This is a genomic window from Archangium lansingense, assembly GCF_026626635.1.
Taxonomy (GTDB): domain Bacteria; phylum Myxococcota; class Myxococcia; order Myxococcales; family Myxococcaceae; genus Archangium; species Archangium lansingense.
Window position 1 is genome coordinate 12,878,327 of record NZ_JAPNKA010000001.1, and the last position, 24,461, is coordinate 12,902,787.

23 protein-coding genes are annotated in these 24,461 nt (G+C 67.7%); 11 read left to right on the forward strand and 12 right to left on the reverse strand.

All coding sequences use genetic code 11. The features are described from left to right. Positions 1-21: 21 nt before the first annotated feature. On the reverse strand, positions 22-447 hold the full coding sequence (locus OV287_RS51805; RefSeq protein WP_267541519.1) for an Rrf2 family transcriptional regulator: 426 nt from the start codon (positions 445-447) through the stop codon (positions 22-24). Between the two features lie 94 nt (positions 448-541). Here OV287_RS51805 and OV287_RS51810 point away from each other — a divergent pair, with 94 nt between their 5' ends. The 6 genes from OV287_RS51810 to OV287_RS51835 all read left to right on the forward strand — a co-directional run bounded on the left by OV287_RS51810 (position 542) and on the right by OV287_RS51835 (position 8,059). Continuing rightward, positions 542-985, forward strand: a complete 444-nt coding sequence (locus OV287_RS51810; RefSeq protein WP_267541520.1) for a hypothetical protein — start codon at positions 542-544, stop codon at positions 983-985. Between the two features lie 248 nt (positions 986-1,233). Beyond that, entirely contained in the window at positions 1,234-2,736 is a 1,503-nt protein-coding gene (locus tag OV287_RS51815) for a GDSL-type esterase/lipase family protein (protein ID WP_267541521.1), read from the forward strand. Next, positions 2,733-4,712 (forward strand): serine hydrolase, encoded by a 1,980-nt coding sequence (locus OV287_RS51820; RefSeq protein WP_267541522.1) that lies wholly within the window; start codon positions 2,733-2,735, stop codon positions 4,710-4,712. Before OV287_RS51815 ends, OV287_RS51820 begins: the two co-directional genes overlap by 4 nt. Positions 4,713-4,922: 210 nt before the next feature. Further along, positions 4,923-7,178, forward strand: a complete 2,256-nt coding sequence (locus OV287_RS51825; protein WP_267541523.1) for a molybdopterin oxidoreductase family protein — start codon at positions 4,923-4,925, stop codon at positions 7,176-7,178. After that, positions 7,178-7,846 (forward strand): hypothetical protein, encoded by a 669-nt coding sequence (locus OV287_RS51830; RefSeq protein ID WP_267541524.1) that lies wholly within the window; start codon positions 7,178-7,180, stop codon positions 7,844-7,846. The genes OV287_RS51825 and OV287_RS51830 overlap by 1 nt, the downstream gene beginning before the upstream one ends. 9 nt (positions 7,847-7,855) lie before the next feature. Further along, complete coding sequence (locus tag OV287_RS51835) at positions 7,856-8,059, forward strand: hypothetical protein (RefSeq protein WP_267541525.1); 204 nt, start codon at positions 7,856-7,858, stop codon at positions 8,057-8,059. A gap of 28 nt (positions 8,060-8,087) precedes the next feature. Here the strand turns inward: OV287_RS51835 and OV287_RS51840 are convergent, their stop codons facing one another. Next, complete coding sequence (locus OV287_RS51840) at positions 8,088-9,095, reverse strand: hypothetical protein (protein ID WP_267541526.1); 1,008 nt, start codon at positions 9,093-9,095, stop codon at positions 8,088-8,090. A 48-nt stretch (positions 9,096-9,143) separates the two neighbouring features. Next, complete coding sequence (locus OV287_RS51845) at positions 9,144-9,845, reverse strand: phytanoyl-CoA dioxygenase family protein (protein WP_267541527.1); 702 nt, start codon at positions 9,843-9,845, stop codon at positions 9,144-9,146. 82 nt (positions 9,846-9,927) lie between these two features. On the opposite strand from OV287_RS51845, the gene OV287_RS51850 reads away from it, so the two are divergent. Then, positions 9,928-10,338, forward strand: a complete 411-nt coding sequence (locus OV287_RS51850; RefSeq protein WP_267541528.1) for a VOC family protein — start codon at positions 9,928-9,930, stop codon at positions 10,336-10,338. 101 nt (positions 10,339-10,439) lie between these two features. Then, positions 10,440-11,552: a glycoside hydrolase family 3 N-terminal domain-containing protein gene (locus OV287_RS51855; RefSeq protein WP_267541529.1), complete on the forward strand. Its 1,113-nt coding sequence runs from the start codon at positions 10,440-10,442 to the stop codon at positions 11,550-11,552. Positions 11,553-11,703: 151 nt separating this feature from the next. On the opposite strand, the gene OV287_RS51860 is transcribed toward OV287_RS51855, so the two are convergent. Both OV287_RS51860 and OV287_RS51865 read right to left on the reverse strand, forming a co-directional pair. Continuing rightward, the gene (locus OV287_RS51860; RefSeq protein ID WP_267541530.1) at positions 11,704-14,229 is read right to left on the reverse strand and encodes a S8 family peptidase; all 2,526 of its coding nucleotides are present in this window, start codon (positions 14,227-14,229) and stop codon (positions 11,704-11,706) included. Between the two features lie 19 nt (positions 14,230-14,248). After that, positions 14,249-15,235 carry an AAA family ATPase gene (locus OV287_RS51865; protein WP_267541531.1) on the reverse strand — a complete coding sequence of 329 codons (987 nt, stop codon included), beginning with the start codon at positions 15,233-15,235 and terminating at the stop codon, positions 14,249-14,251. Positions 15,236-15,514: 279 nt separating this feature from the next. Between OV287_RS51865 and OV287_RS51870 the strand changes: the two genes are divergently transcribed. Next, complete coding sequence (locus tag OV287_RS51870) at positions 15,515-16,450, forward strand: DUF3396 domain-containing protein (protein WP_267541532.1); 936 nt, start codon at positions 15,515-15,517, stop codon at positions 16,448-16,450. Between the two features lie 15 nt (positions 16,451-16,465). On the opposite strand, the gene OV287_RS51875 is transcribed toward OV287_RS51870, so the two are convergent. Beyond that, positions 16,466-18,094, reverse strand: coding sequence for a sigma-54-dependent Fis family transcriptional regulator (locus OV287_RS51875; protein WP_267541533.1), 1,629 nt, complete (start codon positions 18,092-18,094; stop codon positions 16,466-16,468). Positions 18,095-18,280: 186 nt separating this feature from the next. Here OV287_RS51875 and OV287_RS51880 point away from each other — a divergent pair, with 186 nt between their 5' ends. Continuing rightward, positions 18,281-18,754, forward strand: a complete 474-nt coding sequence (locus OV287_RS51880) for a hypothetical protein (protein WP_267541534.1) — start codon at positions 18,281-18,283, stop codon at positions 18,752-18,754. A gap of 7 nt (positions 18,755-18,761) precedes the next feature. On the opposite strand, the gene OV287_RS51885 is transcribed toward OV287_RS51880, so the two are convergent. Together OV287_RS51885 and OV287_RS51890 are read right to left on the reverse strand one after the other, a co-directional pair. Beyond that, entirely contained in the window at positions 18,762-19,886 is a 1,125-nt protein-coding gene (locus tag OV287_RS51885; RefSeq protein WP_267541535.1) for a hypothetical protein, read from the reverse strand. Between the two features lie 12 nt (positions 19,887-19,898). After that, on the reverse strand, positions 19,899-20,765 hold the full coding sequence (locus tag OV287_RS51890; protein ID WP_267541536.1) for a hypothetical protein: 867 nt from the start codon (positions 20,763-20,765) through the stop codon (positions 19,899-19,901). A gap of 106 nt (positions 20,766-20,871) precedes the next feature. Between OV287_RS51890 and OV287_RS51895 the strand changes: the two genes are divergently transcribed. Further along, complete coding sequence (locus tag OV287_RS51895; RefSeq protein ID WP_267541537.1) at positions 20,872-21,357, forward strand: MarR family winged helix-turn-helix transcriptional regulator; 486 nt, start codon at positions 20,872-20,874, stop codon at positions 21,355-21,357. 1 nt (position 21,358) lies between these two features. Here the strand turns inward: OV287_RS51895 and OV287_RS51900 are convergent, their stop codons facing one another. The 4 genes from OV287_RS51900 to OV287_RS51915 form a co-directional block, all read right to left on the reverse strand. Then, positions 21,359-21,799, reverse strand: coding sequence for a type III secretion system chaperone (locus OV287_RS51900; RefSeq protein ID WP_267542585.1), 441 nt, complete (start codon positions 21,797-21,799; stop codon positions 21,359-21,361). Positions 21,800-21,880: 81 nt separating this feature from the next. After that, a complete protein-coding gene (locus OV287_RS51905) occupies positions 21,881-22,828 on the reverse strand; it encodes a hypothetical protein (protein WP_267541538.1) in 948 nt (315 codons plus the stop codon). Positions 22,829-22,989: 161 nt separating this feature from the next. Beyond that, a complete protein-coding gene (locus OV287_RS51910; RefSeq protein ID WP_267541539.1) occupies positions 22,990-23,454 on the reverse strand; it encodes an ester cyclase in 465 nt (154 codons plus the stop codon). Between the two features lie 89 nt (positions 23,455-23,543). Beyond that, entirely contained in the window at positions 23,544-24,305 is a 762-nt protein-coding gene (locus OV287_RS51915; protein ID WP_308809807.1) for a peptidoglycan recognition protein family protein, read from the reverse strand. Between the last annotated feature and the right edge of the window lie 156 nt (positions 24,306-24,461).

The window sequence follows — 24,461 nt, forward strand, 5'->3', positions numbered from 1 at the left end:
GGGCCCGCCTGGGCAAGGCCCTCAGCCCGCGAGGGATTTCACCTCGCGCATCACGTCCGCGATGGTGGTGCGCGCCAGTTCTTGCTCGAGCGCCTGATGCGCCACCTCGAAATGAGCCGTGAGCGCCGTCTGGATGTTGGCCCCCACCGGACAGCGGGGGTTCGGCTCTCGGCTGTGCAGAGGGAAGAGCGTGCTCTCCTCCACCGCCCGGTACACATCCCGGAGGGTGATGGCCTCCGGGGGTCTCAGGAGCTGCCAGCCGCCCCCAGGCCCGCCTTGTGAGCTCACGAGCTTCGCCGCCCGCAGCGCCGCCAGCATCCGCCGGATGACCACCGGGTTGGTGTTCACGCTTCCCGCCATGAACTCGGAGGTCAGGGCCTCGCCGCCGCTGTAGGCGAGGAGCGTGAGCACGTGGATGGCCACGGCGAATCGGCTGCTGGTGCTCATCGGGTCCGACCTCCTTTCTGTAACTTGTATAGTTACGGAACCCCGAGCTGTCAACTGGAGGCACCCGGGCTCCTGGCGGTAGGCTCCCCAGCCCATGGCTCGCCGCAAACAGGCCGATGAGAACACCGCCCGCGTTCGCAACCTGATCGCCCTCGACGCCGCCAACATCATGCGGCGGCTCGACGCGCGACGCAGCGAGATGTTCGTCCTCTTCTCCCGCCTGCGCAGCCGCGAGCCCATGCTCAACACCATCTCCACCCGCTACTCCTCGGCCACCTTCCACGAGCTCATCCACCTGCCCGTGCTCGAGCAGTCCGTCGTCGACCACTTCTATGAGTGTCTCGACACGCTGCGTTGGTACTTCACCTACACCGAGGACATGCCCAGCACCGCCCAGCAAACCTTCAATACCCTCCACCGTCGGCTCGAGGAGGCCCACCGCAAGCTTGTCGCTACGCTCGGCCACCCCGTGTCTCCCGATGGCACCACCGTGGTGGAAGGTGAAGTGCTGCGCCGCGAGGACAAGGCCCTCCCTTGAGCCTCGTCTCCGGGGTGCAACCCGGGGGTCGAGATACCCTCACCCCGACCCTCTCCCAGAGGGAGAGGGAGTGTTGTTGCTCTGAGAGTGTTGTTGTTCTGGGGGGTTGCTCTGGGCGTGTTGTTGCTCTGGGCGTGAGCTTGTTCGTTAAGAGCAAGTGAGCAGACGAGCGACAGGCTGCTACGTGGTCGGGCTGATCGGCCGGTTCCTGTCTCGGTTGGAGTCTTTCGTCTAGAGTTCCCCGCCGCATGATCGAAGCTTCTCGCGGCAGGCGGTGGGCGGTCGTCCTCCTCGTTCCCTTCCTCCTCGGTGCCCTCCTCTGGGTGTCCTGGTCAGCTCCCGTAGAACCCCAGGCTCCCCGACGGGCCCGCGCTCCGCGTACCTCTCGTCCGGCTGCCTCGCCCGACAAGCCTCTCCGGCTCGCCCAGGCTGCCCCTGCCGCACAGGCCACCCCGCCGTCCTCTGACGCAGCCCTCACCGTCAGCCGCGTGCTGCCCCCTCCCTCCCCCCGCGCTCTCAAGCTGTACCAGATTGGAAAGAAGCTCGGCGTCCGGGAGCCCCGGCTGGAGAACCCGTGCGTGGCGCCCTCCGGCACCACCTGCTCCCGCACCGCGCTCTCCCCCTTCTTCGAGTCCCTCGACGCCCTCTCCTCCCGCGGGGCCTCTTCCCCCGCTGTCATCTCCGCGTTCGGCAACTCGCTGATCGCCGGTGACCGCATCGTGGACATCATCCGCGAAGAGCTCGGAGCCAATTTCGGAGACGGCGGGCGCGGCGTACTCACCATGGACCGGCTCGGCCCCTACGGGCCTCGCGTCCGCACCGGCTTCGCTCGCGGCGGCTGGGAGCCTCGCACCCTGGGCGAGCTCAAGCTCGCCGAGCTGCCCTTCGGCATCACCGGCATCTACCACCGCTCCACCACCGCCAGGGCCAGCAGCCGCTTCGCGCTCGAGAACGAGCCGCACGGAACCCTGTGGTGGCTCGATGTGCCCCGCGCCGGCCAGCTCTCCGTCCATGCTGATGGCAAGGAGCTCGCCCGCGCCGAGCCCCAGGGCTCCGGTCAGGCTCAGGCCCTCGCCTTCGATATCCCCGAGGGCACTCGCCACCTGGAGGTCATCGCCGAGGGCCGCGGCGCCGTGGTGCTCGGCCTCGTGCTCCAGCACCAGCGTCCCGGCATCGTGCTCGACACCCTCGGGGTGCCCTCCGCCGACGCCAACCTCTTCCTGCGCGCCCGCGAGGACATCTTCCGCACCCAGCTCGCCGAGCGCTCGCCCCGCCTCCTTCTCTTCATCCTCGGCGGCAACGAGGCCAAGCGCCTCGAGTGGGGCCGCTCCAATCTCGCCGAGGTCGAGGAGGGCCTGCGCTCCCTCGTCCGCCGCTCGCGCGCCGCCGCCCCTGGCAGCGCCTGTCTCGTGGTGGGCCCCATCGACGCCGTGCGGGGTGGTAACGGCGCAAACAAGCTCGCCCAGCGGCCTTATCTCGACGAGGTCATCTCCATCGAGCGCCAGATTGCCCTGTCCGAGGGCTGCGCCTTCTTCGACATCTTCTCCGCCATGGGCGGCTCCGGCTCGCTGGCCCGCTTCGTCCAAGCCGGGCTCGTCCACGAGGACCTCGTCCACCCGCGCAGCCACGGGCTCGACATCCTCGGCCAGCTCATCACCGATGCGCTGCTGCGCTCCTGGGTGGACGCGGGAGATCCCCGCCGCCAGGCCGCCCTCGCCCCGCCGCTCCAGGCCTCCGAGGAGACGCAGTGAGAGCGCTCCTCTGCGCGCTTCTCGTCCTCTGCCTCACCGCTCCCACCCCGGCACCGGCCCGCACGTCCGCCGCCGCCGCGTCCCGGAGTAAGGACAAGCCCTTCCCCGCCGAGGTGCAGCGTGCGCTGAATGCGCTCGTGCGCGCCGAGCTCGCCAAGGGGCCCCATGCGGGGCTCTCGGTGGGCGTGATCCACGGCGACATGCGCTGGGTACAGGGCTACGGGCTGAGAGACATTGCCCACAAGCTGCCCGCCACGCCCCGGACGACGTACCGGATGGCGTCCATCACCAAGTCCTTCACCGCCGTGGCCGTGATGCAGCTGGTGCAAGAGGGCAAGCTCGAGCTCGACGCGGACCTCCGCTCCTGGGTGCCCGAGTACCCTGAGAAGCAGTGGACCTTCACCATCCGCCAGCTCCTCGGCCACCTCGGCGGCGTGCCCCACTACGACGGGCCCGAGTCGGCGGAGAACACCCAGCACCTCGACACCGCGGGCGCCCTCGCCCTCTTCGCCGACAAGCCTCTGGCCGCTGAGCCCGGCACGAAGTTCGTCTACACCACCTGGGGCTACAACCTGCTCGGCGCCGCCGTCGAGAAGGCCTCGGGGCGTGGTTATGGCCGCTACCTCAAGGCCCAGGTCTTCGGCCCCGCCGGCATGCGCCACGCCGCGCTGGATGACCCGCGCACCCGCAACAAGCAGCACGCCGTGGGCTACCGCCAGTACAGGGGGCAGCTCGTCCCCTCACACTTCCTCGATGTCTCCAGCCGCTTCGCCGGCGGGGGCACCCGCGCCTCCGTGGAGGACCTGCTCGCCTTCGGCCAGGCCATCCTCCAGCACAAGCTGGTGCCCGCGGAGACCGCGAGGATGATGCAGGCCCCCATGAGCACCCGCGAGGGCCAGCTCACCGACTACGGCATGGGCTTCGCCACCTACCCGCTGCGCGGCCACTACATGGTGGCCCACGCCGGAGGCCAGCCGGAGACCACCTCGCTGCTGGTGATGCTGCCCGCCGAGGACGTCGTCATCGCGATCGCCAGCAACCTGGAGGGCGAGGCGAAGCGGCAGCGGCGCATCTCCACCCGAATCCTCGAGACGCTGCTGGAGGACGGGCTCGTCCGCCGCGACGCGCACATGGTGGACCCGGTGGATGCCGTGGTGCACGAGGGCCTCGCCCGCCTCTTCACCTACGGGCTCTCCTACCACCTGTGGGCCACTCGCGGCCCCGGCGCGCTCCCTGAGCTGGGAGACCTCCCCGAGGCCTTCACCCGGATGTCCGCGCTGCTCGACCGCGCCACCATTGCGCAGGACCCCCAGGCCGCGCTGTTGCGCGTGCGCGCCGCCCACCAACCCCGCGAGGGCTCGCTCCTCATCCGCGTGGGCGCACACATGGCCCAGACACTGGAGAAGACACTCGGGCCCGAGAAGCTCCGCGAGTACCCCATACGGGGTCCGCTCGCCTTCTTCACCGACTACCTCGCCGCGTGCGAGCAAGTGCCCTGTCCCGCCGCGCTGCGCTTCAGCGAGTCGCTCCAGAAGGATGCACGGCACTTCGACGAGGTATGGCAACGCTCGCAAGTGTCCGAGCTGCGGCGCGTCCGGCTGGATGAGGTGAAGGACCCCGAGGCTCTTTGGCCCGCCCTGGAAATGGCCACCGCCAACACGTCCCTGCACCCGGACTACGTGGACGAGATGCTCCGCATCGCGGGCTTGCTCGGCAAGCGCGGCAGGAAAGAGGAGCAGCTGCGCTGGCTGGAGCGTACCGTGGCCCTGCATCCGCAGTCGGCCCCGGCGCGCGAGGCACTCGCCAAGGTACAGGTCCCCGGGACGCAGGAGCAGCCAGCGGAAGTTCCTGCCGCCACCGCGCCCCGCCGCGCGACGGATGGGAGCAGCCCCGTACCCGACGACGCCGGACTCCTACCGGTCTCGCGCCCTCCCGCGCAGCAGCCGCAGGAGCGCGCCGCTGAACAGGGCGGCTGAGTTCTCGAGAACAGAGAGGGACAGGGTGAGGGTACTCGTCCCCGTGCCCCACCCCGTGCACCCCCGTGGCACCGTTCACCGTCTTGCATCTCAGGAGCCCCCAGGGCCCGAGTCGTCGATGAGCCGACAGCTCCACGAACTTTGAGACACACGCACGAGTGATGCCGCCCGACTCTGGGCTGTGATACCCGGCCCTGCTGGAGGGACGGCATGAGCATGACACGGAGGGAACTCCTCCACGGTTTCGGAGTGACGGCGGCGGGCCTGGCGGGGCCCGGGTGCATCGGATGGACTCGGGAGGAGGCCATCCCGGTGGACTCCTGGCACAAGAGCGTGTGCCGCTTCTGCGGCTCGGGCTGCGAGACGCGCGTGGGCCTGCGCGGCGGCAAGGTGGTGAAGGTCGAGGGCCTCCAGGAAGGCTGGAACCGCGGCCGGCTTTGCATCAAGGGCCTGCTCAATCGCGAAATCCTCTACGTCTCGGACCGGGCGCAGTACCCCATGGTGCGCAAGAACGGGCAGCTCGTGCGGGCCTCCTGGGACGAGGCGCTCGACGCAGCGGCCTCCGGCTTCCGCGAGGCCATTGCCCAGGGCGGGCCAGACGCGGTGGCGTACTACGGCTCGGGGCAGCTCTTCTCCCAGGAGAGCTACACCGCCAACAAGCTCTTCAAGGGTGGCATCGGGACGAACAACGTCGATGGCAACCCGCGCCTGTGCATGGCGTCAGCGGCGTTCGGCTACAAGTCCGTGTTCGGCGCGGACGAGCCCTCGGGCTGCTACGACGACATCGAGCACGCCACGCTCTTCTTCGTCATCGGCGCCAACATGGCCGAGTGCCACCCGGTCGTCTGGGAGCGCGTGCGAGACCGCATCCGCACCGCACCCCAGACACGCGTCATCGTGGTGGACCCGAGGCGCACGCCCACCGCCCGCGACGCCACGTTGCACTTGCAGCTACGGCCCGGCACGGACGTGGCGCTGCTCAACGCCATGGCCCACGAGCTGCTGCGCACGGGGCTCGTGGACCGAGCCTTCATCAATGACTTCCTCACCTTCCGCAAGGGCTCGGCAGACACGCAGCCGCTCACCCTGGAGGACTTCCAGAAGTTCCTCGAGGACTACTCGCCAGAGAAGGTGGCGGACCTGTGCGGCCTGTCCTCGGCGGAGATCCGCGAGGCCGCGCGGCTGTGGGGCATCTCCCAGGCGGTGACGAGCTTCTGGACGATGGGGCTCAACCAGCAGACGCATGGGGTGTCCGCCAACCGGATGGTGATGGCGCTGCACCTGCTCACCGGGCAGATAGGGCGCCCCGGGGCCTCGCCCTTCTCCTTGACGGGCCAGCCCAACGCGGGCGGCGGCGTGCGCGACACGGGGACGCTGGCACACGCGCTGCCGGCCGGACGACTCGTCTCCAAGGAGAAAGACAGACACGAGATGGAGAAGCTGTGGGGCCTGCCCGAGGGCCGCATCTCCCCCACTCCGGGCCTGTCCGCCGTGCCGCTCTTCGAGGCCATGCGCGAAGGCAAGGTGCGCGCGGCGCTGGTGATGGCCACCAACCCGGCACGCTCGCTGCCCAACGCGGACCGCTACCGCGCGGGCATGGAGAAGGCCTTCCTCGTCGTCTGCGATTCCATCTTCCCCACCGACACCGCCCAGCTCGCCGACGTCTTCCTCCCGGCGGCCATGTGGGCGGAGAAGGAAGGCGTCTTCTCGCAGTCCGAGCGCCGCTACCACCTGGTGGAGAAGCTGGTGGAGCCGCCAGGGGAGGCGCGCTCGGACCTGGACATCCTCGTGGCCTTCGGCGAGCGGCTCGGGCACGGGGAGTTGCTCAAGGCGCGCACGCCCGAGGCTGTCTGGGACGAGTGGCGGAGGATCTCCGCCGGCAGCACCTACGACTTCACCGGCATCACCTACGAGCGGCTGAGGAAGCTGCCAGGGCTGGTGTGGCCGTGCCCCAGCGAGGACCACCCGGGCACCTGCCACCGCTACGTGCCAGGGAAGGATCCGCTGGCGAAGAAGGAGGGACGCATCGACTTCTACGCGCGGCCGGACGGACGCGCCATCGTCTACCTCTCCGAGCAGGGCCCCTTCCGGGAAGCGCTGACGAGCGACTACCCGATGACCCTCACCACCGGGCGCCGGCTGGAGCACTGGCACACCGCCACGCTGACGGGACGAATTCCGCAGTTGCAGGGAATCGACATCGATTATCTGGAGATCCACCCCGGAGACGCGGCGGTGATGGGCGTGAAGGAGGGAGACCTGGTGCAGGTGACGAGTGCACGCGGCTCGGTGCAGCTGCTGGCGAAGCCCAGCATGCGGGTGCGGCCGGGCGTGGTGTTCGCGCTCATGCACTCGATGAAGCACCTGGTGAACGCGGCGACGAGCGACGCCGTGGACCCCATCTCCGCACAGCCCGAGTACAAGGTGGCGGCGGTGCGGGTGGAGCGCATGAAGGAGGGCACGTGATGCATCCCTGGAGCGTGCTGGCGATGGCCGCGCCCGAGCCTCCTCACGGTGCCACGCTGGGGGGCACGTTGGAGGTCGTGGCGCTGGTGTCCATTGTCGCGGCGGTGGTGGGGCTGGTGCTGGTGGAGTTCGTCTTCAAGTCGAAGATGGCGCGCTCGACGTACCGGTGGACGCTGCTGCTCGGCCTCTTCGTGCTGCCGGGCGTGGCGCTGCTGGGCACCACGGGGCACATGTTCGAGTCGATGAAGGCAGTCGAGGCCTGCCAGTCCTGCCACGTGATGGACCCCTTCGTGGTGGACATGCACAACCCCGAGAGCGCCACACTGGCGGCACGGCACTACCGCTCGGGAGCCATTCCGGCCAAGCAATGCTATGCGTGCCACACGGGCTACGGCATCTTCGGCACCGTGGAGTCCAAGCGCGACGGTTTCCGCCACTGGCTGCTGTATGTGACGGACACGTGGAAAGAGCCCATCACGTTCAAGGGCACCTATCCCAACTCCAACTGCCTGGCCTGCCACGCCACAGCGCCGGCCTTCACCCGGGTGGACAGCCACCGGGCGTTGGGCAAGCAGCTCGCGAATGACGAGATGAACTGCTTCACCTGCCACGGGTTGCCGCACCCGTCCCGCCCGAGCCGCGCGCCCACCCGCGCTGCCGTCCACTGAGGACTCCGCATGAACGCGCCCTCGCCCGACAAGTTGATTCGAGCCGCCGTCCTCCTCACCCTGGTGGGTTTGCTGATGATGCTGCCCATCCTCTTCGGCATCCGCGCCAGCTTCGTGGGGCTCTACATGCTGGGGAGCCTGCTGCTCACGGTGTCTCTCACGCTGTATGTGATTGCCGTGGTGCGGGAGCTGCGCCGCGGCGGCGCACTGTGAGCAGGAGCCACCGCGGCCCAGAGGTCCTTCACGGTGCCACGGAGAACTTCGCGCTCTCGGCGCCTACGGAGCCAAGGGAGCGGGCAATCAGCGTGGAGTCGATGAGGTAGCGGTCCACCGCGAGGCCCGGGAAGGACGCCACTCCATCCACCGTCTCCACCGTCCGCGGACCCGTGAGCTGGGCGTTGTAGAGGTTGCTGCCGAAGGACAGGGTGATGGGCCGCTCCGGCGTCGTCATCACCTTGCCCGAGGCATCCACCACCGAGACCTCGACCACCGGTGAGAAGGGCACACCGACCCGGGTGAAGCTCGGCTGCACGCGGAACACGAGCCGGGACGCGCCCACGGGGACCACGTCGAACGGCTGGCTCGTCATCCCAGTCAGCCCGGGAGCACTCGTGTGGAGCGCCACACCTTCCCCTGACTGCAAGACGCTCACGCCCGTGAACGTGGCCACGCCCCGCTCCGCATTCACGACGAGCGTGCCAGAGAGATCTCCCCCTCGCACCCCGGCCAGGGAGACCTCCACTGGCGCATCCGTGCGCGTGTAGGGCACTCCCGCCTCGGTGACGATGGCCACCTCGAAGGTGGGCAGCGGCTGGCCCGCCTCGACGTCCAGGAACGCGCTCCGGAAGACCACTCCCACGGGCGGCTCACTCACCGGCGCGACGGAGAAATCATCGCTGCGAACGGACAGGCCGCCGTTCAGAGTCGCCACGAGCTGGAGATCGATGCCCTCCTTCGTGACGAAGAGCTCATGGAACCGCGCCACCCCCTTTTCCGCCACCACGTAGCGCGTCCCCACGAGCTCGGAGGAATAGGCCCCCGCGTAGAGCGAGAGCAGCACCGCGGCATTCGAACTCTCGATGCGGTCGCCGTCCTCGTCGAGGATCTCCACCTCCACCGGAGACAACCGCTCCAGCGCATAGCCGTTGGCGGGTTGGGTCTTGAAGCGCAGGGCCGCGGGCGTGGGCTCGGTACACGCCGCGCAGAGGGCCAGCAGCGCGGGCAGGAGGACGGTGAAGCAACGGCACATGGACAGATGCTCCCAGGAAGGGGGACGAACCCCGCGACCGTAGCGGCGTTACCAGCGCTCGTGCCACTCAAGCCCATCCGGGAGTGACTCCGCCGCGTACTCCAAGTGCAACACTCGGCGATGCGCGGGGACGGTGGCAGGAGAGGAGGCGTGCAGGAGCAACGGCCGCATCACCAGCAACCCGCCACGCGGGACGAGGCACTCGATGGGTGGAGTGCGCTCACGCCACGCAGCAATCTCCTCGGGGCCGAGCCGCCCGGCGAGATGGGAGCCGGGCAGCACACGCACCGGGCCGTTCTCCGCTCCGCAGTCATCGAGGTGGAGGCGCACCGCCACCATCCACTCCAGGAATACGACGGGCGGTTGCACGTGGGGAATGCCTGCCTTCTCGGACCAGGGACCGAAGCCCTCAGCGGTGCGGCGCTCGCGCACGGCGATGGTGAGGTCCTGGTGCCAGATGACCTTCCAGTTGGCCTCGGGCGTCTTGTCGAAGAGAAGGGCACGCACGGCGAAGCAGCCGGGACCCAGCACGGCCTCGGCCGCCTCGCGCATCGCTCCCGAGCGCGCAAGCTCACGCACTTCGGGCACGGACTCGAAGAGGTCACGCGTACCGCCACGCCGCCGTGGCTCGGTGCCAGGGGGAAGCGTGGCAATCGCTGCGAGCAGCGCATCGATGGCGGCGGAGGAGACAGCCTCCGGGAGGATGGCGAACCCCTCTCGATCAATGCGTGCTGTTAGCTCCCCGCGCATACCCTTCCTCCCGATTACCCGTTCCAGGGGACGGAGTGTCCTGGCAGGCTACCCCGCCCCCAGCGTGGAGCCACGGACGACCATGATCGAGCTGCGTGCCTGCATCGATGTCGAGGACCTGGACAAGGCCATTGCGTTCTACACCCAGACCCTCGGGTTGAAGCTCGGGCGCCGGCTGGGCTCCGACTGGGCCGAGCTGCTCGGGGCGTCCTCACCCATCGACCTGCTCGCGAAGCCGGCGGGAACTCCGTCGAGTCCCGGTGCATCCTCCGTGCGCGACTACCGCCGGCACTGGACCCCCGTCCACTTGGATTTCACCGTCACCGACCTCGACGCCGTCGTCCAGCGGGCCCGGGACGCGGGCGCCACACTCGAGCGGGACATCCAGGAACAGAAGTGGGGACGCATGGCCAACCTGGCCGACCCCTTCGGCAATGGCTTCTGCCTGCTCGAGTTCCAGGGCCGCGGCTACGACGAGCTCGTCGGCTCTTGAACCGAGCCAGGTCGCCCGCTGTGCTCGCAGCCTGACGTGCCGTCGAGCGCCAGTGAATCCATTCGGGCCAGAGGGCCACCTTCATGGAAGACTGCGCCGCCATGCGAGCCGTGCTCCGTTCATCGCTCATCTTCCTGACGCTCGTGCTGTCCAACGCCGCCGGAGCGACCCCTCCGACGCCAGCGGCGAAGCCCAAGGGCTTCCATGCCCGCGTCCCCGATGAGGCGCGCGTAGAGCGCATCCTCCAGTCCCTATCCCCACGTGAGAAGGTGGGGCAGTTGCTCCTCGCCTATCCGCAGGTCGGCAAGGAGAACCCCGTGGAAGTCGGCGGGGTGCTGTTCGTAGGTGGGACGCTCCGGAAGCTCGACGCGGCGAAAGAGCGCATCCGCTCGTCCCGCGAGCGCGCTCGCATTCCGCCCTTCTTCGCGGTGGACATCGAGGGCGGCGGCTTCAACCGACTCAAGGCGCATCCCTCGCTCAAGGAGCTCCCGTTGGCGCGGGACATGGCCACGATGGAGGATGCCGAGGTCGAAGCGTGGGGCGTGCGCGTCGGCAAGGCCATGCGCGAGGTGGGGCTCAACATGAACCTCGCGCCCGTGTTCGACGTGTCGCCCAAGGGCCACATGTTCCGCAACGGGCGCGCGTTTTCTGGAGACCCCGAGGTGGTGAAGCAGAAGGCCACCGCCTTCGCGCGCGGGCTGGCGAAGGCTGGAGTCGTCTCCATTGGGAAGCACTTCCCGGGCTATGGAGACCTCGATGCGGACTCGGACCATGAGCAGGCCGTCGCCGACTGGGACGAGGAACGTGTGCGCCTGGAGGCAGCGGCATTCCGGGCCGCGGATCGGTACCTGGGCGGAGTGATGCTGTCGAATATCGTCTACGCGAAGCTCGGCCCGGGGCCCGCCATCCTCGAGCCTGCGCTCGTCTCCATGGCGCACGAGAACGGGTGGATCTCCGTCACCGACGACGTGGCCATCCGCGCGCTCGCCGAGCGCATCGGCGCCGAGCGAGAAGAGGTGGTGCGGCGGGCCTTCCTCGCGGGCAATGATCTCATCCTCACCACCGAGCCGCCGGACTGGTCGGGGGGCCTGGACTACTTCGGCATCCTGACGAAGATGGCGGAGTCGGATCCGAAGATGGCCGAGCAGTTGGATGCGGCGGTGCGACGCGTGCTGCGAATCAAGGACCGGATGGGCCTGCTGGACGGAATGTAAGATTTTCGCGAGCACGGGGGCTCGGAGCCTTCGTTGTATATGGTGGCGCCGAACCGGACCACGTCCTCATGCATTTCTCCCCTCGGTGTCACTTCCTGAATGCGGAAGAGCGCCTCCCAAGGTGCTGACCATCTAGGCCCGGGTACTTAGGTTACGTCTCAACCGCGATTGGTAGGCCAATCTGCTGGGCAACCGGGGTCCAGATGTCCGTCTCAACCCCCGGTGTCTCGATCGACACAACGAGCGCGTAACGCGCGCCTTTCTCGCTGCGGTCGCGCTTCGGCTGGTCCTTCCACCAACCACTCACTGGATAAATGCCGATGACGCCACGTTCGGCGAGGTCAGCAGCAAAGCCCTGAAGGATGTCGGAGTGAATTGAGCCACGATTTCGAGCCTGCTCGCCAAGGTACCAGTCCGACGAATCGCCACCGGTCAGTGGTTTTGCTTCATCTTCATCGAGCGCTCTCTGATTGAGCCGCTTGCGGAATTCCTCCATCGATTCGGTCGGCCCCTTCACCTCGAACCGCAGACCGTGCGACGCGTACCGATGGCGATGCTTCCAGCCACGACGCCCAGGGTTTGGCTCAATGAAATACGAGAGCGTCACGCGCAGGCGTACCGGTGTCTCGCCGAGACTCTGAAGCACGTCCTTCGGCCATGGGAGGTCAAAGAGGTGCATCTCGCGCATCTTCCCGTCAACGAAGGGATGGAGCGTATCTTGAGCGATCAGCGTGAGTGCATCGTTTCCGCTGCGTAGGGCGCGGTCGAGGTGGGGCACGCCGAAGCCGTAGCGCCGCACAAGCCGGGCTCGTGCCCGCTTGCCACCGGCGCCCTTCAAATGCGCCTGCATCGCTCGCGTCCACTCGGCGGAATGAACGACGAGCGCCCGCACCGTCTCGGGCCAAAGCGTAGGGTACTCGGCAGAGATTATCGCTGCCATATGCGCAGCCTGCGCCGTAGCAGCACTGGTCGCCCAACTCATGACAAAGGGCTTCTTCGCAGGCTGGTAGTGCGTCGAGAGGAGGCAGAGATCCGGGCATGGGAAGTCGATCTCGCCTTTCGCATTCTTTACGACATTGCCACCCTCGAACACGACGTCGGGCGTGATCGGCCACGCTTCAGAAAACAGCACGCCCGTTGTGCTCCACGGCGACAGATCGCCTGCGGCTGCAACAGGTTGCCATCCGTTCCACTCCGGATGCTGGACGAGAGTCTTATTGGTGAATGCACCGACGGTCAGCGCGTTCCAAGCTTGGGCAGGGTCGTGAACAGGGTCAGCGTCGCTCCGATCGAGGTGGGCGACTTGGAGTGCGTTCGCGTCAACGTTACCTGCGCTGACGACGAATAGTCGCCGCATAGGATCGCTGCCGTCATCAAGGTAAACAAGGCCTTGGCTAGACGCATCGAAGCTCCGGCCCGCTGCGAGCGCATCGACAGCGGCAGACCACGATGTTGGCTGGCCTCGGTCCCGTTCGTCAGTAGCTGTGATCGCCATCGAGAAACAGCGCCGCCGCTCCGGTGCTTGAACCTCTACTCGCGCGGTCGCCTCGGCAGTGATGGTCCCGTACAGTTCGGGTGAGTTCGCACCATCCGGCGGCAGAATTTTCACGGATTCAAGACCGTGACGGAGTTGTACGGGCTCAGAGCCAGCGAGCACGGGAGTGAGGTCCCCGTAGAGCGCGAGTCCCGCCATCTCGGTACCGTGCCCATGGTGGTCTTGCACGCCCCAGCCCGGGTCACAGGCGTGACAGTCGGCGGCAGCGAGAGCAGGTTCAAGGAGCGGATGGCCTCGATTCACGCCAGTGTCGAGCACACAGACTGCGGGCGAGTCAGCGACGGGGCTGACTGTCCGGGCTAGCAATTCCTTCAGCCAGTCCACCTGCTCATCGGGCCCCATGTCGACGAAGACGGTAGCAGTCTCCTTCGCGCGCCGGACCTCGGCGACATCGTTGAGCACGTCAATCGAAGCGGAAAGTTGCTTCGGCGTGCCCCGCACCAGCATCACGACTCGATCGTCAAATTGAAGGCGGCGTGCTCCGACGGTGAGTTCCTGCAGATCCGCAAACTCCAGCAGTCGCTGCAGTTCGTTGCCATCATGGCGACGCAGCCAAATCTCCCACCAGATGGTCTCATCCTTCTTCGGGTAGACCTCGGTCGCGTCCGTCCACAGACCACGAAGCGTTGCGAGTCGCAGCGTGGCCACGGGATCGAGCATTTCTTCGTGGCGGCGCTCGCCCTTCTTCTTCGGCGTCGACTTCGCATAGCTCTCGAAGCGCGATACAAAGTGCTTCACCTTGCCCTCAGGCACGAAGACCGTCGCTCGCTCGATGCGTCTCGGCTTGGCCTCGTCAGTCAGCCCGTGCGAGACCGCGACGAGTTCGATGCCTTGCCGGGCATCCTCAAGCGACGAAAGCTTAAGGGGAACGTTGGGCACACTCTCGAACTGCACGTAGAGCCCAGGAACAGCGCCATGTACTTCGATGCCTGCGGCCGCGCGTCGTTGCTGTGCATCAACAACCGCCGACTCAAACGCCTTCTTGAGCGCCTTGCCGTGCACAGTTCGGCTCGCCGGCGCGGGCGGCTTCGGGCTATTAATTCTCCTGCCATGCGGGCGGTACTGCTCCGCAGTTGGTTTGCCGGGAACGATGATATGCGGACGATTGAGAGAAGATGGCACAGGTCAGCCTCGTCGGTGCCTACGCATGCGAGCCACGTCGTTCCTCAAGGGCACAAACCAACTCAGACTCGCGAACTGCGGCGGATTGCTCAAGAATCGCGTTCTTCGCCGCCTGCTCGCACGCATGCGTGATCTCTGCGTGACTCAGGCCCTCTGAAGCCTTGGCCGCACACGCCCAGTCGATGCCCGACGTATCGAGCAGGCTGAGCCGCGCCTTCATCACACGGATCGCAATTTCAACTGTTGGCAGGGTGTATTCCACGACTGCGTCGAAGCGACGGAAGAGCGCGCGATCGAGGAGCTGAACATGGTTTGTCGCACCGATGACCAAGCTGTCCGACTCATCCTGCTCAAGGAATTGCAGGAACGAGTTGAGGACACGCCGAATCTCACCGACATCGTTCTTCGAGCCTCGCTCACTGCCGAGGGCGTCGAACTCATCGAAGAGGTACACGCCTCGAGTCGACAGGATCGCATCGAAGACGAGACGGAGCTTCGCGGCCGTCTCACCCATGTACTTCGTAATGAGCCCATCGAGACGGATGGTGAAGAGCGGAATTCCCAGTTCTCCAGCAAGCGCAGCCCCCGTCATTGTCTTGCCCGTTCCGGGGGGACCGATGAGCAGAAGCTTGCGCATAGGTACAAAGCCGTGGGCGCGGATCCGGTCGCGCTGGCGCTGCTCTACGAGAACACGATCGAGCCGGGCCCGAAGAGGGGCGGTAAGGGCCATGTCCACTAAGCGAGTCTTCGGGTAGGCGACTGTGAGGAGGCCCGCCAGTTCGCCCCGAGGCTGAGCGAGCGGGACTGGCTTCTGCCCACGCACAGACTCGATGGCACTGGCTTTCGCCTTGACTTGATCCACAAGCTCACGAAGTTCCTGGGCAAACTTGCTATGCCCGCTCCGAGCAGCCTGCGCGGCGACCTGCATTGCGATCGCGTAGAAGCGCGCGTCATCGCCCGCTGCATGGCACCGAATGAGCGCTTTGACTTGGTCCGCGGTTGCCATAGTAGTGATTTTGTACCCTGATCGCCTGAGCAGGGGCTACCCCAAGTAGCAGGATCGCTCAAGATTCTGTATCGCCCTGAAGAACCCGGACGCTTTCGGTCGCCTACGGTCTCATCCCGTCCGTACGTATCATCGACTTCAAGTACCCCTGCCCTCCAGCCGACCGTCCAAGGTGAACGTAGCAAGAAGAACGCCCGTGAGGACTCGACATCAGGCGACGTCTCCCAAGCAGGCGCTGGATGGAAAGGCCCTCATCCTCACGCCGCGAGGGTTCTTCTGATGAAGGAGCACATTCCCCATATCCGGGTGCGAGCGGACAATGGCTTCCTGGTGGCTCGCGACGGCCTCATTCTCTGCTTCTTCATGCGCCACTCCCATGGAGAGGTGGCTCCCGCCGTGTGGAGGGCCCTACAGACATATCTGCGAGCCATCCCTCCTGGGGCCTTGAGTTGGTACGTCGCTTCCGAAGGGGGAATCCTGCCTCTCGACGGCGAGAGCTGGGAAGACCTCCGTCAGGACATGCTCGAACGCCCGTGCCCGGTCTCGCGCATCATCGATCTGCAGGAGCACAGCGACCAGGTGGGCGGCTACAACTTCGAGTACTACGGCCGTCGGCTCGATGCGCCCGTGTTCGCCCGCGACGAGAACTCCACCAGTGCCGTTAGCTTCACCCTCCCCACTGGGTACCTCCTGGAGCACGGTCCTGCACGCGTTCGTGCCCTCGCCCTCGAGCTCGCTCGCGAGCTGCCCTTCAGCTTTGGCTACGCCAGCCCTGTTCTCGTCGCCCCCAACTACTGGTGGTACGCCGCTCGCGGCACGGTTCGCTCATTGAGAGACCGCTATCCGGGCCTGGATGTCTACAACCTCGAAGAGACCAGCCGGCGCCTTGGAACCCGCGCTCGTGGCGTCTATTGGCTCACCTTCCTCGGCCAGCCCCTCCTCGGCCAGCTCGGCGGACTCGAGAGCCTGCAGCAGCGGCTTCCCTTTCCAGAGATGTCCTTCCAGGCCCTGGAGGGTGAGCGAGCACTGATCACCCTCAGCGAATGGCCCGACGCCATCGACACCGAGCAAGAGCCCATTCCACCCCAATTCCTCGTCCTCGCCCGTCTGCTCGATCCTTTCATTTACGAGCAGGACGTCACCGGCTGGTTCTTCCACGACGACAAGGAAGGAATGGAGGACCAGCGCCGCTGGATACGGCGCTTCTGTCCCTGAATCCTGTCCGCGGGCTCACCGCTTGCGGCGGCGTGTCTCTCGCTCGTAGCTCTTGAGCTTGCGGTACAGCGTGGTCGCGCCAATACCCAGCTCCTGCGCCGTGCGCGTCCGGTTGCCTCCGTTGTGCGCCAGCACCGCGAGGATGTACTCACGCTCTACCGCCTCCAGCGTGCGCACCTCTCCCGTCAGCGTCGGCACCGGCAGCGCCGCTCGCACGTCTTCGGGCAAATCCTCCAACTCCACCCGCGTTCCTCGCGAGAGCGCCACCACCCGCTCCATCGCGTTGCGCAGCTCGCGCACGTTGCCCGGCCAGTCGTAGCGCTGGAGCTGATCCGCCACCTCCGCCCCGAGCTCCGGCACCGTACGCCCCAACGGCCTCGCCGCGTCCACCAGGAAAACCCGCGCCAACGGCAGGATGTCCTCGCTCCGCTCTCTCAGCGGCGGCACCGTCAGCTCCACCACGCGCAACCGGTAATAGAGGTCCTTGCGGAAGCGCCCCGCTGCTACCTCCTCGGCCAGCGGCCGGTTCGTCGCCGCCACCACTCGCACGTCGATGGGCCGGTTCGTGTTCTCCCCCACCCGCCGCACCTCGCGCTCCTGCAGCGCCCTCAGCAGCTTCGCCTGCATGCCGAGCGGCATCTCCCCTATCTCGTCCAAGAACAGTGTCCCGCCCGCCGCCGCCTCCAGCAGCCCCACCCGCTCGTGCGTCGCTCCCGTGAAGGCCCCTCGCGCATGGCCGAACAGCTCCGCCTCCAACAGCGACTCCGTGAGCGCCGCGCAACTGATGGCCACCAGCGGGCCCCCCGCCCTCGCCGACTCCTCGTGCACCAGCCTCGCCACGCGCTCCTTTCCCGTGCCGCTCTCTCCAATGACGAGCACCGTCGCCTCGCTCCTCGCCGCCCGCTGGGCCAGGTCCACCACCCGCCTCATCCCCGGGCTGCGCGCCACCAGCCCCCCTGGGCCCTCCGGCTCGCCCACCACCTGCTCCAGCGCCCGGGCCCGCTCGCGCAGCTTGCGCTCCGTGCGCTTGAGGGCGCTCGCCACCTGGTGCAGCGAGGCATCGAGCGCCTCCCCTTGGAAGTACGGCAGGTGCTCCTCGAGCTGGCGCCCCCATTCCTCCAACGTCCGGCCCGCGAAGTGGCACGCCGCGTCTCCCCGCGCCACGCACCGGTCCTCCAGGACATAGATGGGCCGGCCCGCCGCCCGGCTCAGGTAGCCACTGGCGAAGCCACACAGCGTCCAGCACGAGGGCGCCTCCGCCCGCCCCAGGTGCAGCAGGTGCTGCTCCGCTTCATATGAGTACTCGACGGAGACTCCCCGGGGCGCCAGCGGATCATTGTCCTCCAACCGCACGCGCAGCAGCCCCTGCAGGGTGTGGATGAGCCCTCCCGCGGCCTGCCACTCGGCCTCGCTGCTCCACTGGAAGCCGGTGCGCATCGCCTCCGCCATGCGCCAGCCGTGCGCGAAGCCGAAGCGCGTCAGCACCGCCCGCGCCCCCGTGAGGCCCAGCATCTCCACCAGCTGCTTGCGCAGCATCCCCAGCGCTACCGCATCCAGGATGAGCGCCCGCTCGCCCGCGAAGCGCACGCCCTCCCTCGGGTCCAGTTCCAGCAGCGTCTCGATGCGCAGGTCCCTGGCTCGCATGGGTGACTCTTTCATTTTGGAAGAAGGGTAGTTCGTTTCGACCGGCTGGCCCACCCACCGCATTCCCAAGCCCTCGGATTTCCTTGGCCCCCGAAATGGCCCGGGGATTGCTGTGTTGTCGATACGACCCGGGCCAGCCACGCGGAACGCGCGAGCCCTCGCTCCCCCGGAGACCAGGAGGCCAGGGTGTCGTCCAAAGTGTCGTTCAAGCGAGAGACCTTGGAGTGCGGAGCGGTGCGGCTGTCGAGCGAGCGGTGCAGCTTCACCTATCACCGGCCGCGCCCGGGCGTGGTGTTCATGCGCATCGTGGGGTACGACAAGGGTGAGTTCGGCACCGCGCCCATGGACGAGCTGCGCGAGGACATCAGCCGCTACGCGCCCATCGAGGTGTTCATCGAGATGGATGAAATCACCGGTGCCAACCTGCCCGTGCAGGAGGCGTGGACCGAGTGGTTCAGCAACTATCGCCCGGCGCTCAAGAGCGTCAGCATCCTCACGCGCAGCAAGTTCATGCACTTCACCGCCGAGGTGGTGAAGTTCTTCTCGCGCACGGGCGAGCTCATCCGCGTCTACCTGGAGCCGCAGCCCTTCGAGGAGGCCCTCAAGCGTGCGGCGCCCGACTTCCCGGGGCTCGAGGCCACCCGGCAGCGCGGCCTGTAACCCGGCGTCACACCACGTGGCCCCGAATCACATCCACCAGCCACTGCCAGTAGGGCGTGAGGGGATAGCGGAAGGCAATCAGCGCGCCCACCAGTGCCCAGCCCCAGGCCGCCCACCAGAGGCGCGGGGCGGGTGGCGCTGACGCGGGCCGCTCGGCCGCGAGCACCAGGGCGGGAACCAGCAGCGGCAGCACGTGCCAGTAGCCATGCGAGCGATCCATCAGGGCCACGAGCGCCCCCGAGAGCACGGTGAGCGCCGACCAGAGGTACCGGTGGCGGAGCAGGTACCCGGAGACACCGAGCGCCAGGAGGATGAAGGCCGGCGGCGAGGACTTACCCCGCAGCAGATGTGAGACGTGCACGGGGTTGTCGGCGGGGATGGTCTCCAGCGTGCCGGAGAGGGCAGCCGCGCTCGCCGCCGCGGTGAGGACGAGCCCCACCGCCACGGCTCCGGACGCAAGCGCCTTACCCCGCCCGGCGCGCCACGCCGCGAGCAGCGCCCAGAGCCCCACCGGAGCAAACACCAGCGCGCGGAAGTGCACGGCCGCGCAGAGGCCCAGCAGCACTACCGCTGTGGCGGGCCGCTCCCGAGTGAGCGCCAGGAGCGCAGCGGTACCAACGAGCACATACGCAACGTCGTAGAAGCCATTCGCGCCTGAGCCCACGAGGCCAGGCATCAGGAGCAGCGCGCCCCCGGCGAGTGCCCACCGTCCATGGGGCCGCAGCAGCACGAGGCCCAGGAGCCCAGCGGCCAGCGCCACCACGAGCCATTGGAGCGTCATCAGCCGGTGCGCCGTCGCGGGCGCGAGATACCCCGCACGCTCCAGCCAGCCCAGCGGCCAGTGCAGGAGCATCCCGAGCGGCGGGTACGGGGCGGTGCGATCTGGAAACAGCCACTCGTGCTCGGGACAGGGGAACAGGCCGCGCGCGGCCTCGCCATACGGCTGCCGGTAGATGGCGAAGCCCCGCTCCACGAGCGCCTGCGACTCGGCCATGTGCCGCAGGTGGTCCGTATAATGATGGGAGAGGTCTCCTCCCGGAGAGGCCAGCAGCACGTGCACGCCCAGCAGCCCCGCCACGAGCAGGGTCACGAGGGCGGTACCGCGAGAGGGCCTGGGCAGCGAGCGCGCCATGGCCCCTCCCTATCAGAAGGCGCAGAAGTACGGAGTCTCGGAGTCCTCCTTGAGCAGCTCGGCCTTGTCGCCGCGCCGCACGGCCACCGTGAAGACGTGCCCCTCGTAGCGGCGAGTGCCAAGCACCACCACCACCGGCCCCTCCTTGCCCAGCTGGAAGGCGGCCTCCGGGTGCGGCACGCCCACCTCCTCCTTGTCGTAGAGGTTCAGCGGCGACCGCTCACTGCCTTCCATCTCGCCCTTGGACATGGAGTCCGTGCCCACCTTCTTGCCCCCGAGCAACACGGTGAGCTGCCCGCGCAGCTTGCCCGTCTTCGTCAGCAGGAAGCCGAGCCCTCCGGCATCGTAGGCCCGGAGGTCCTTGCTCGCCGCCTTCTTGCCCTTGGGCAGCGCGGTGCCCAGCGAGTTCGCCGGAACCTCCTTCACCGGCAGGGCGGTGAGCCCCTCGGTGCCATTGTGCGGGAGCACCCAGACGGGGCCCTCGGGCAGCGGCTTGTCGGAGGAGAAGCCGGCGAAGGTGGCCACGTTCCCGTCACACCCGTAGAGCTCGTCCGAGGTGCCCAGGTAGGCGCCCTCGCTCGGCCCGGCCGAGGAGACGAGCCGCACCTTCGTGCCCGCGGGGACGTCCTTCCACACGTCGGTGAAGAGCACCACCTGGGCCTTCGGGTGCGCGGGTGTCCAATACTTCTGGGTCTCCGCACCAGTCTTCACCGTGGCGAAGCCCAGCCACCCGGGCAGTCCCGTCCAGCGAGGCTCCGGCAAGGGAGCGGGTACATTCGCCCCTTGGGCCGCCACTGGCGTCTGGGTCCGAGGCTCTGGAGCCGGGCCACCGTCCGCGAGCGCCACCACCACGAGAACGACGAGAGAGAAGGAGTGCATAGGGGCCGGCAGCCTAACCGCTGGGGCACCCGATATGCCCGCGGTTCCCGCTCGTTCAGGACTTCAGCGAAGAACTCTCAGGCCGCAAGGGACAGGAGGCATTTCCATGTCGGAGCTGGCGTCCGAGGTGCGTGTGGTGGTCGCGCGGTTGAGGAATCTCTTCGTCGACCTGGCCCGGCAAGGCGCCTTCTCCAATCCGCTGGACGAGATTCCGCATGCGGAGCTCGAGCCCCGGCAGCTTCAAGCACTCTGGTGGCTGCGCGCCGAGGGCTTCCTCGCCGTCAGCGGCCTCGCCGAGCGGATGGGCATGGCGATGCCCCCCATGACGCGCTTGCTGGACAGGTTGGAGGAGTTGGAGCTCGTCACACGACACCGAGGCATGCGCGGGGACAAGCGGCACGTGATGGTGCGGCTCACCACGAAGGGCTGCGAGGCGGCCGACCAGGCCGACGCCGTGGTGCAGGAGCGCCTGGCACGGCTGCTGCTGCCCATGGAAGGCGAGCAGCGCAGCGCGTTGCTGGACTCACTGGAGCGCTGGGTGGAGGCGCTCTCGCGCCCCTCGGGAGACGACAACAACCGCACCGCCGCGTGACTCAGGGCTTCTCCAGCTCCTCGGGGTGGAAGACGCGCGAGGCCACGCGGTCCAACACCTCATCGCCCCACACGAGGCTCGCCTTCGCCAGCCGCTTCATCTCCTTGGCGAAGGCACTCCCGTCCGGCACCTGGGTGTAGTTGCGGCTCAGGAAGAGGCCGCGGTTCTCCCGCTCGTAGTCCACGGTGCCACCGCCGGTGTCCGTGCCTTCACGCGCCTCGGCCTCGAAGCCCTCCAACACTCCCGGCTTGGGCGGCTCCTTGAAGCGGTAGACGAGCGCGCTGCACTCCAGCGTCTTCGTGTCCTCGTGGTACTCGAAATACACCTGCGCCGAGCCCAGGGTGATGCCACCGAAGCCTTGCTCGTTGAGGCCAGGGCTCAGCACCGCCCCCTCCGACCGCGTGTACCAGCGCAGAAACTCCTGCGCCGACTCGCGCGTCATCACGCCCCCGCTCGGAGGCGGAGGCGGCGCCATTCCCACCGCGGTCAGAATCCACTGCAGCATGGGGCGAGGCTCCCTTGGTTAGTTGAACTGGCCGGCGCGAGCCTGGTCGAACGGCACGCGCTGCGGCAGGTACGCATCACCCAGCCCGTGCGCGCCATTGAGGCCCGAGCCGTGCTCGAAGCGGTGGATGACCGCGCCCTTGCCGCCGTTGCGCGCCCACTCGTCCACGCCCGAGCCGTTGCCCTGGCCGAACCACGTGGGGACGAGGTCCTTGTTGTTGACGTAGTGCACGTACTGGGGGCCATCCGGGAAGTTCGCCGCGGCGCCACCGAAGGTCTCCACCTGCACCTTGCTCAGCAGCTTCTCCACGTCCGCCTTGGACATCCCATCTTCGATGCGCAGCCGGTTGGCCACGTCATTGAGGGCGCGGCTCGTCACCAGAGCACCCTGGCTGTGGGCGAACAGGTGCACGCCCCGTCCGGCCTTCAGCTCCGAGTAGACGGTGTCCGCCATGGAGTCCACGGCCGGGTTGTGGCCCTTGTCCAGCTTGTCCTTCACGCACTGGGCGAGGTCCGCCACCATGCCCTCGGTGGAGTTGTGGATGCCGACAACCTTCGCGCCGGTCCGGTCGGCGATCGCCTGCATGCTGCCGAACTGCTGGTCCTTCGTGTTGGCGATGCCGTTGACGTAGATGAACGTCTCGGTGGGGTTCGGGTTGTTGCGCGGGGTGACGCCCGGGATGTCGCTCAGCGACGTGCCCGGCGGGAACGTCTGGCCACCAGCGCCCACCAGGTGCCCGTCGTACACGCGGTCCGGCTTCGAGCCGCCAAGCAGCTGGTTGTTCAGCTCGCGAACCTTGCTCGAGGCCTTGTCCTCGAAGCTGTCGACGAACTGGCCCACGCGCTGGGTGGTGTCGGCCACCTTGTTCGTCACCGTGTTCGCCACCTGCTGCGTCTTCTCGACGGCGTTCTGCGCGCCAGTGCGCACGGTGTTGATGAGGTTACGGCCGCGGTCGATGATGCTCATGGGGGGCTCCGGCGGAAGGCTCGGGAAAATCCGTTGAGGGATTATCGCCGGAGGGGGCCCGCGAGTTGCGTCCCCCTCACCTTCTCAGCCCGTGGGAATCCCCACACGGCGGGTATGAGCCCAAGCCCCTGGCGCCCCGCGTCAGAGGGCGAAGCCGTGGATCAGGCCTGGGAGGATCCGGGACGAGCCCCCTCCTCGGTGACCCGCGCCATGGGTCCCAGCGGCCGCACCAGCCCGAGCTGCCGCAGGTAGCCAAACGTGTCCCAGTGGCTCGTGTCCTCGATGAGCCGGCCGTCCTCGAACTCGGAGACGGTGATGCCTTCCATGTGGATGCGCTGGCCCTGGGGCTCCACGTCCAGCAGCCGACGCGCGAGATTCCCCTCCATGCTCCACCAGGTAATGGCCGTCTCTCCGTCGACGTAGAGGCCGAGGATGCGCACCTCCAGGTTGGGGAAGCAGGCGCGCAGCAGACGCACGTACGCCTTCACGCCCGCGAGGTCCGCGTCACCCACCAACGGGTCATGACTCACATAGCCGGGGTGGCACAGCTCGTCGAGCACCTCCACCTGGCCCTCGCCGTAAACCTCCTCGATGAGCCGACGGGCTGCCTTCCTGAGGTTGGTCATGGAAAACACCTCCTCCTCTCCCAAAGGTAGGGACGGGGCTCGGGGCACCACGCGGACCCCGGCACCTGGGAGGAAGGGCGGACGAGCACTCAGACGGCCGCGTCGACGGCACGGCGGATGCGAGACCAGTCGAAGTTGTCAGCGGGGTCCGTCTTGCGGCCCGGGGCCACGTCGCGATGGCCGGTGATGTTCTGCTTCGGCACCTGGTAGCGCCGGACCAGGAACGGCACGAGCTGCTCCAGTGCGCGGTACTGCGCCTCGGTGAAGGGCGTCTGGCCGGTGCCGTCGTTAGTGATTTCGATGCCGATGGAGCGCGCATTGACGGAGGGCACTGTCTCCCCATGCAGCGAGGAGCGGCCCGCGTGCCACGCCGCCCGGTTGTCCGGCACGAGCTGGTAGACGGTGCCATCGGGGCCCACGAGGTAGTGCGCGCTCACCCGGTTGGAGCCGCGGACCCAGCGCAGCGTGGCCAGGTCCACGCCCACGCGGTTGGTGCCGGTGTGATGCAGGATGATGGCGTCGATGGCCACGCCCTGGCGTGAGTCCTGATTCTGGGAGGGCTTGGACACCACGGGCGGCTTCTTCACGGGCACCAGCGCCTTGAGGAGCGCGGCACGTGTCCGGGGCCCGTACTCGCCATCCGCGGTGAGCCGCCAGTCCCGCTGGAAGCGCAGGAGGGCCTGCTTCGTCTTCGGCCCGAAGTCCCCATCCGCCTTGCCGCTCAGGTACCCGAGCCGGGTGAGCACGGACTGGAGGCGCTGCACATCCGGACCCTTGCTGCCCTCGGACAGGACGACATCGGGCAGGTCCGAGCCAGAGGCACTTTGGGCGGTCGCATTCGACGTGGCCATGCGCGGGATTATCGCCCTCGGGCCGACCCGGCCGCGCCTCGGCGCCAGGCCGAGGCTCCGGTAGCCAACACCCCTCGGGACGGAGGCGGCCTCTGTTGCCTCCTGAACGTCCGTGCGGGCGCCTGCTCGGCCCCTCGGATTGCTCCACTTGAACCG

Bases quoted from the DNA above. Each gene is read 5' to 3' on its own strand.
- OV287_RS51835 (WP_267541525.1), top strand. From the start codon at position 7,856: ATGAACGCGCCCTCGCCCGACAAGTTGATTCGAGCCGCCGTCCTCCTC.
- OV287_RS51805 (WP_267541519.1), bottom strand. From the start codon at position 447: ATGAGCACCAGCAGCCGATTCGCCGTGGCCATCCACGTGCTCACGCTC.
- OV287_RS51825 (WP_267541523.1), top strand. From the start codon at position 4,923: ATGAGCATGACACGGAGGGAACTCCTCCACGGTTTCGGAGTGACGGCG.
- OV287_RS51905 (WP_267541538.1), bottom strand. From the start codon at position 22,828: ATGAGCATCATCGACCGCGGCCGTAACCTCATCAACACCGTGCGCACT.
- OV287_RS51910 (WP_267541539.1), bottom strand. From the start codon at position 23,454: ATGACCAACCTCAGGAAGGCAGCCCGTCGGCTCATCGAGGAGGTTTAC.
- OV287_RS51815 (WP_267541521.1), top strand. From the start codon at position 1,234: ATGATCGAAGCTTCTCGCGGCAGGCGGTGGGCGGTCGTCCTCCTCGTT.
- OV287_RS51885 (WP_267541535.1), bottom strand. From the start codon at position 19,886: ATGGCGCGCTCGCTGCCCAGGCCCTCTCGCGGTACCGCCCTCGTGACC.
- OV287_RS51875 (WP_267541533.1), bottom strand. From the start codon at position 18,094: ATGCGAGCCAGGGACCTGCGCATCGAGACGCTGCTGGAACTGGACCCG.
- OV287_RS51900 (WP_267542585.1), bottom strand. From the start codon at position 21,799: ATGACGCGCGAGTCGGCGCAGGAGTTTCTGCGCTGGTACACGCGGTCG.
- OV287_RS51850 (WP_267541528.1), top strand. From the start codon at position 9,928: ATGATCGAGCTGCGTGCCTGCATCGATGTCGAGGACCTGGACAAGGCC.
- OV287_RS51865 (WP_267541531.1), bottom strand. From the start codon at position 15,235: ATGGCAACCGCGGACCAAGTCAAAGCGCTCATTCGGTGCCATGCAGCG.
- OV287_RS51845 (WP_267541527.1), bottom strand. From the start codon at position 9,845: ATGCGCGGGGAGCTAACAGCACGCATTGATCGAGAGGGGTTCGCCATC.
- OV287_RS51890 (WP_267541536.1), bottom strand. From the start codon at position 20,765: ATGCACTCCTTCTCTCTCGTCGTTCTCGTGGTGGTGGCGCTCGCGGAC.
- OV287_RS51840 (WP_267541526.1), bottom strand. From the start codon at position 9,095: ATGTGCCGTTGCTTCACCGTCCTCCTGCCCGCGCTGCTGGCCCTCTGC.
- OV287_RS51810 (WP_267541520.1), top strand. From the start codon at position 542: ATGGCTCGCCGCAAACAGGCCGATGAGAACACCGCCCGCGTTCGCAAC.
- OV287_RS51870 (WP_267541532.1), top strand. From the start codon at position 15,515: ATGAAGGAGCACATTCCCCATATCCGGGTGCGAGCGGACAATGGCTTC.
- OV287_RS51915 (WP_308809807.1), bottom strand. From the start codon at position 24,305: ATGGCCACGTCGAATGCGACCGCCCAAAGTGCCTCTGGCTCGGACCTG.
- OV287_RS51895 (WP_267541537.1), top strand. From the start codon at position 20,872: ATGTCGGAGCTGGCGTCCGAGGTGCGTGTGGTGGTCGCGCGGTTGAGG.
- OV287_RS51830 (WP_267541524.1), top strand. From the start codon at position 7,178: ATGCATCCCTGGAGCGTGCTGGCGATGGCCGCGCCCGAGCCTCCTCAC.
- OV287_RS51855 (WP_267541529.1), top strand. From the start codon at position 10,440: ATGCGAGCCGTGCTCCGTTCATCGCTCATCTTCCTGACGCTCGTGCTG.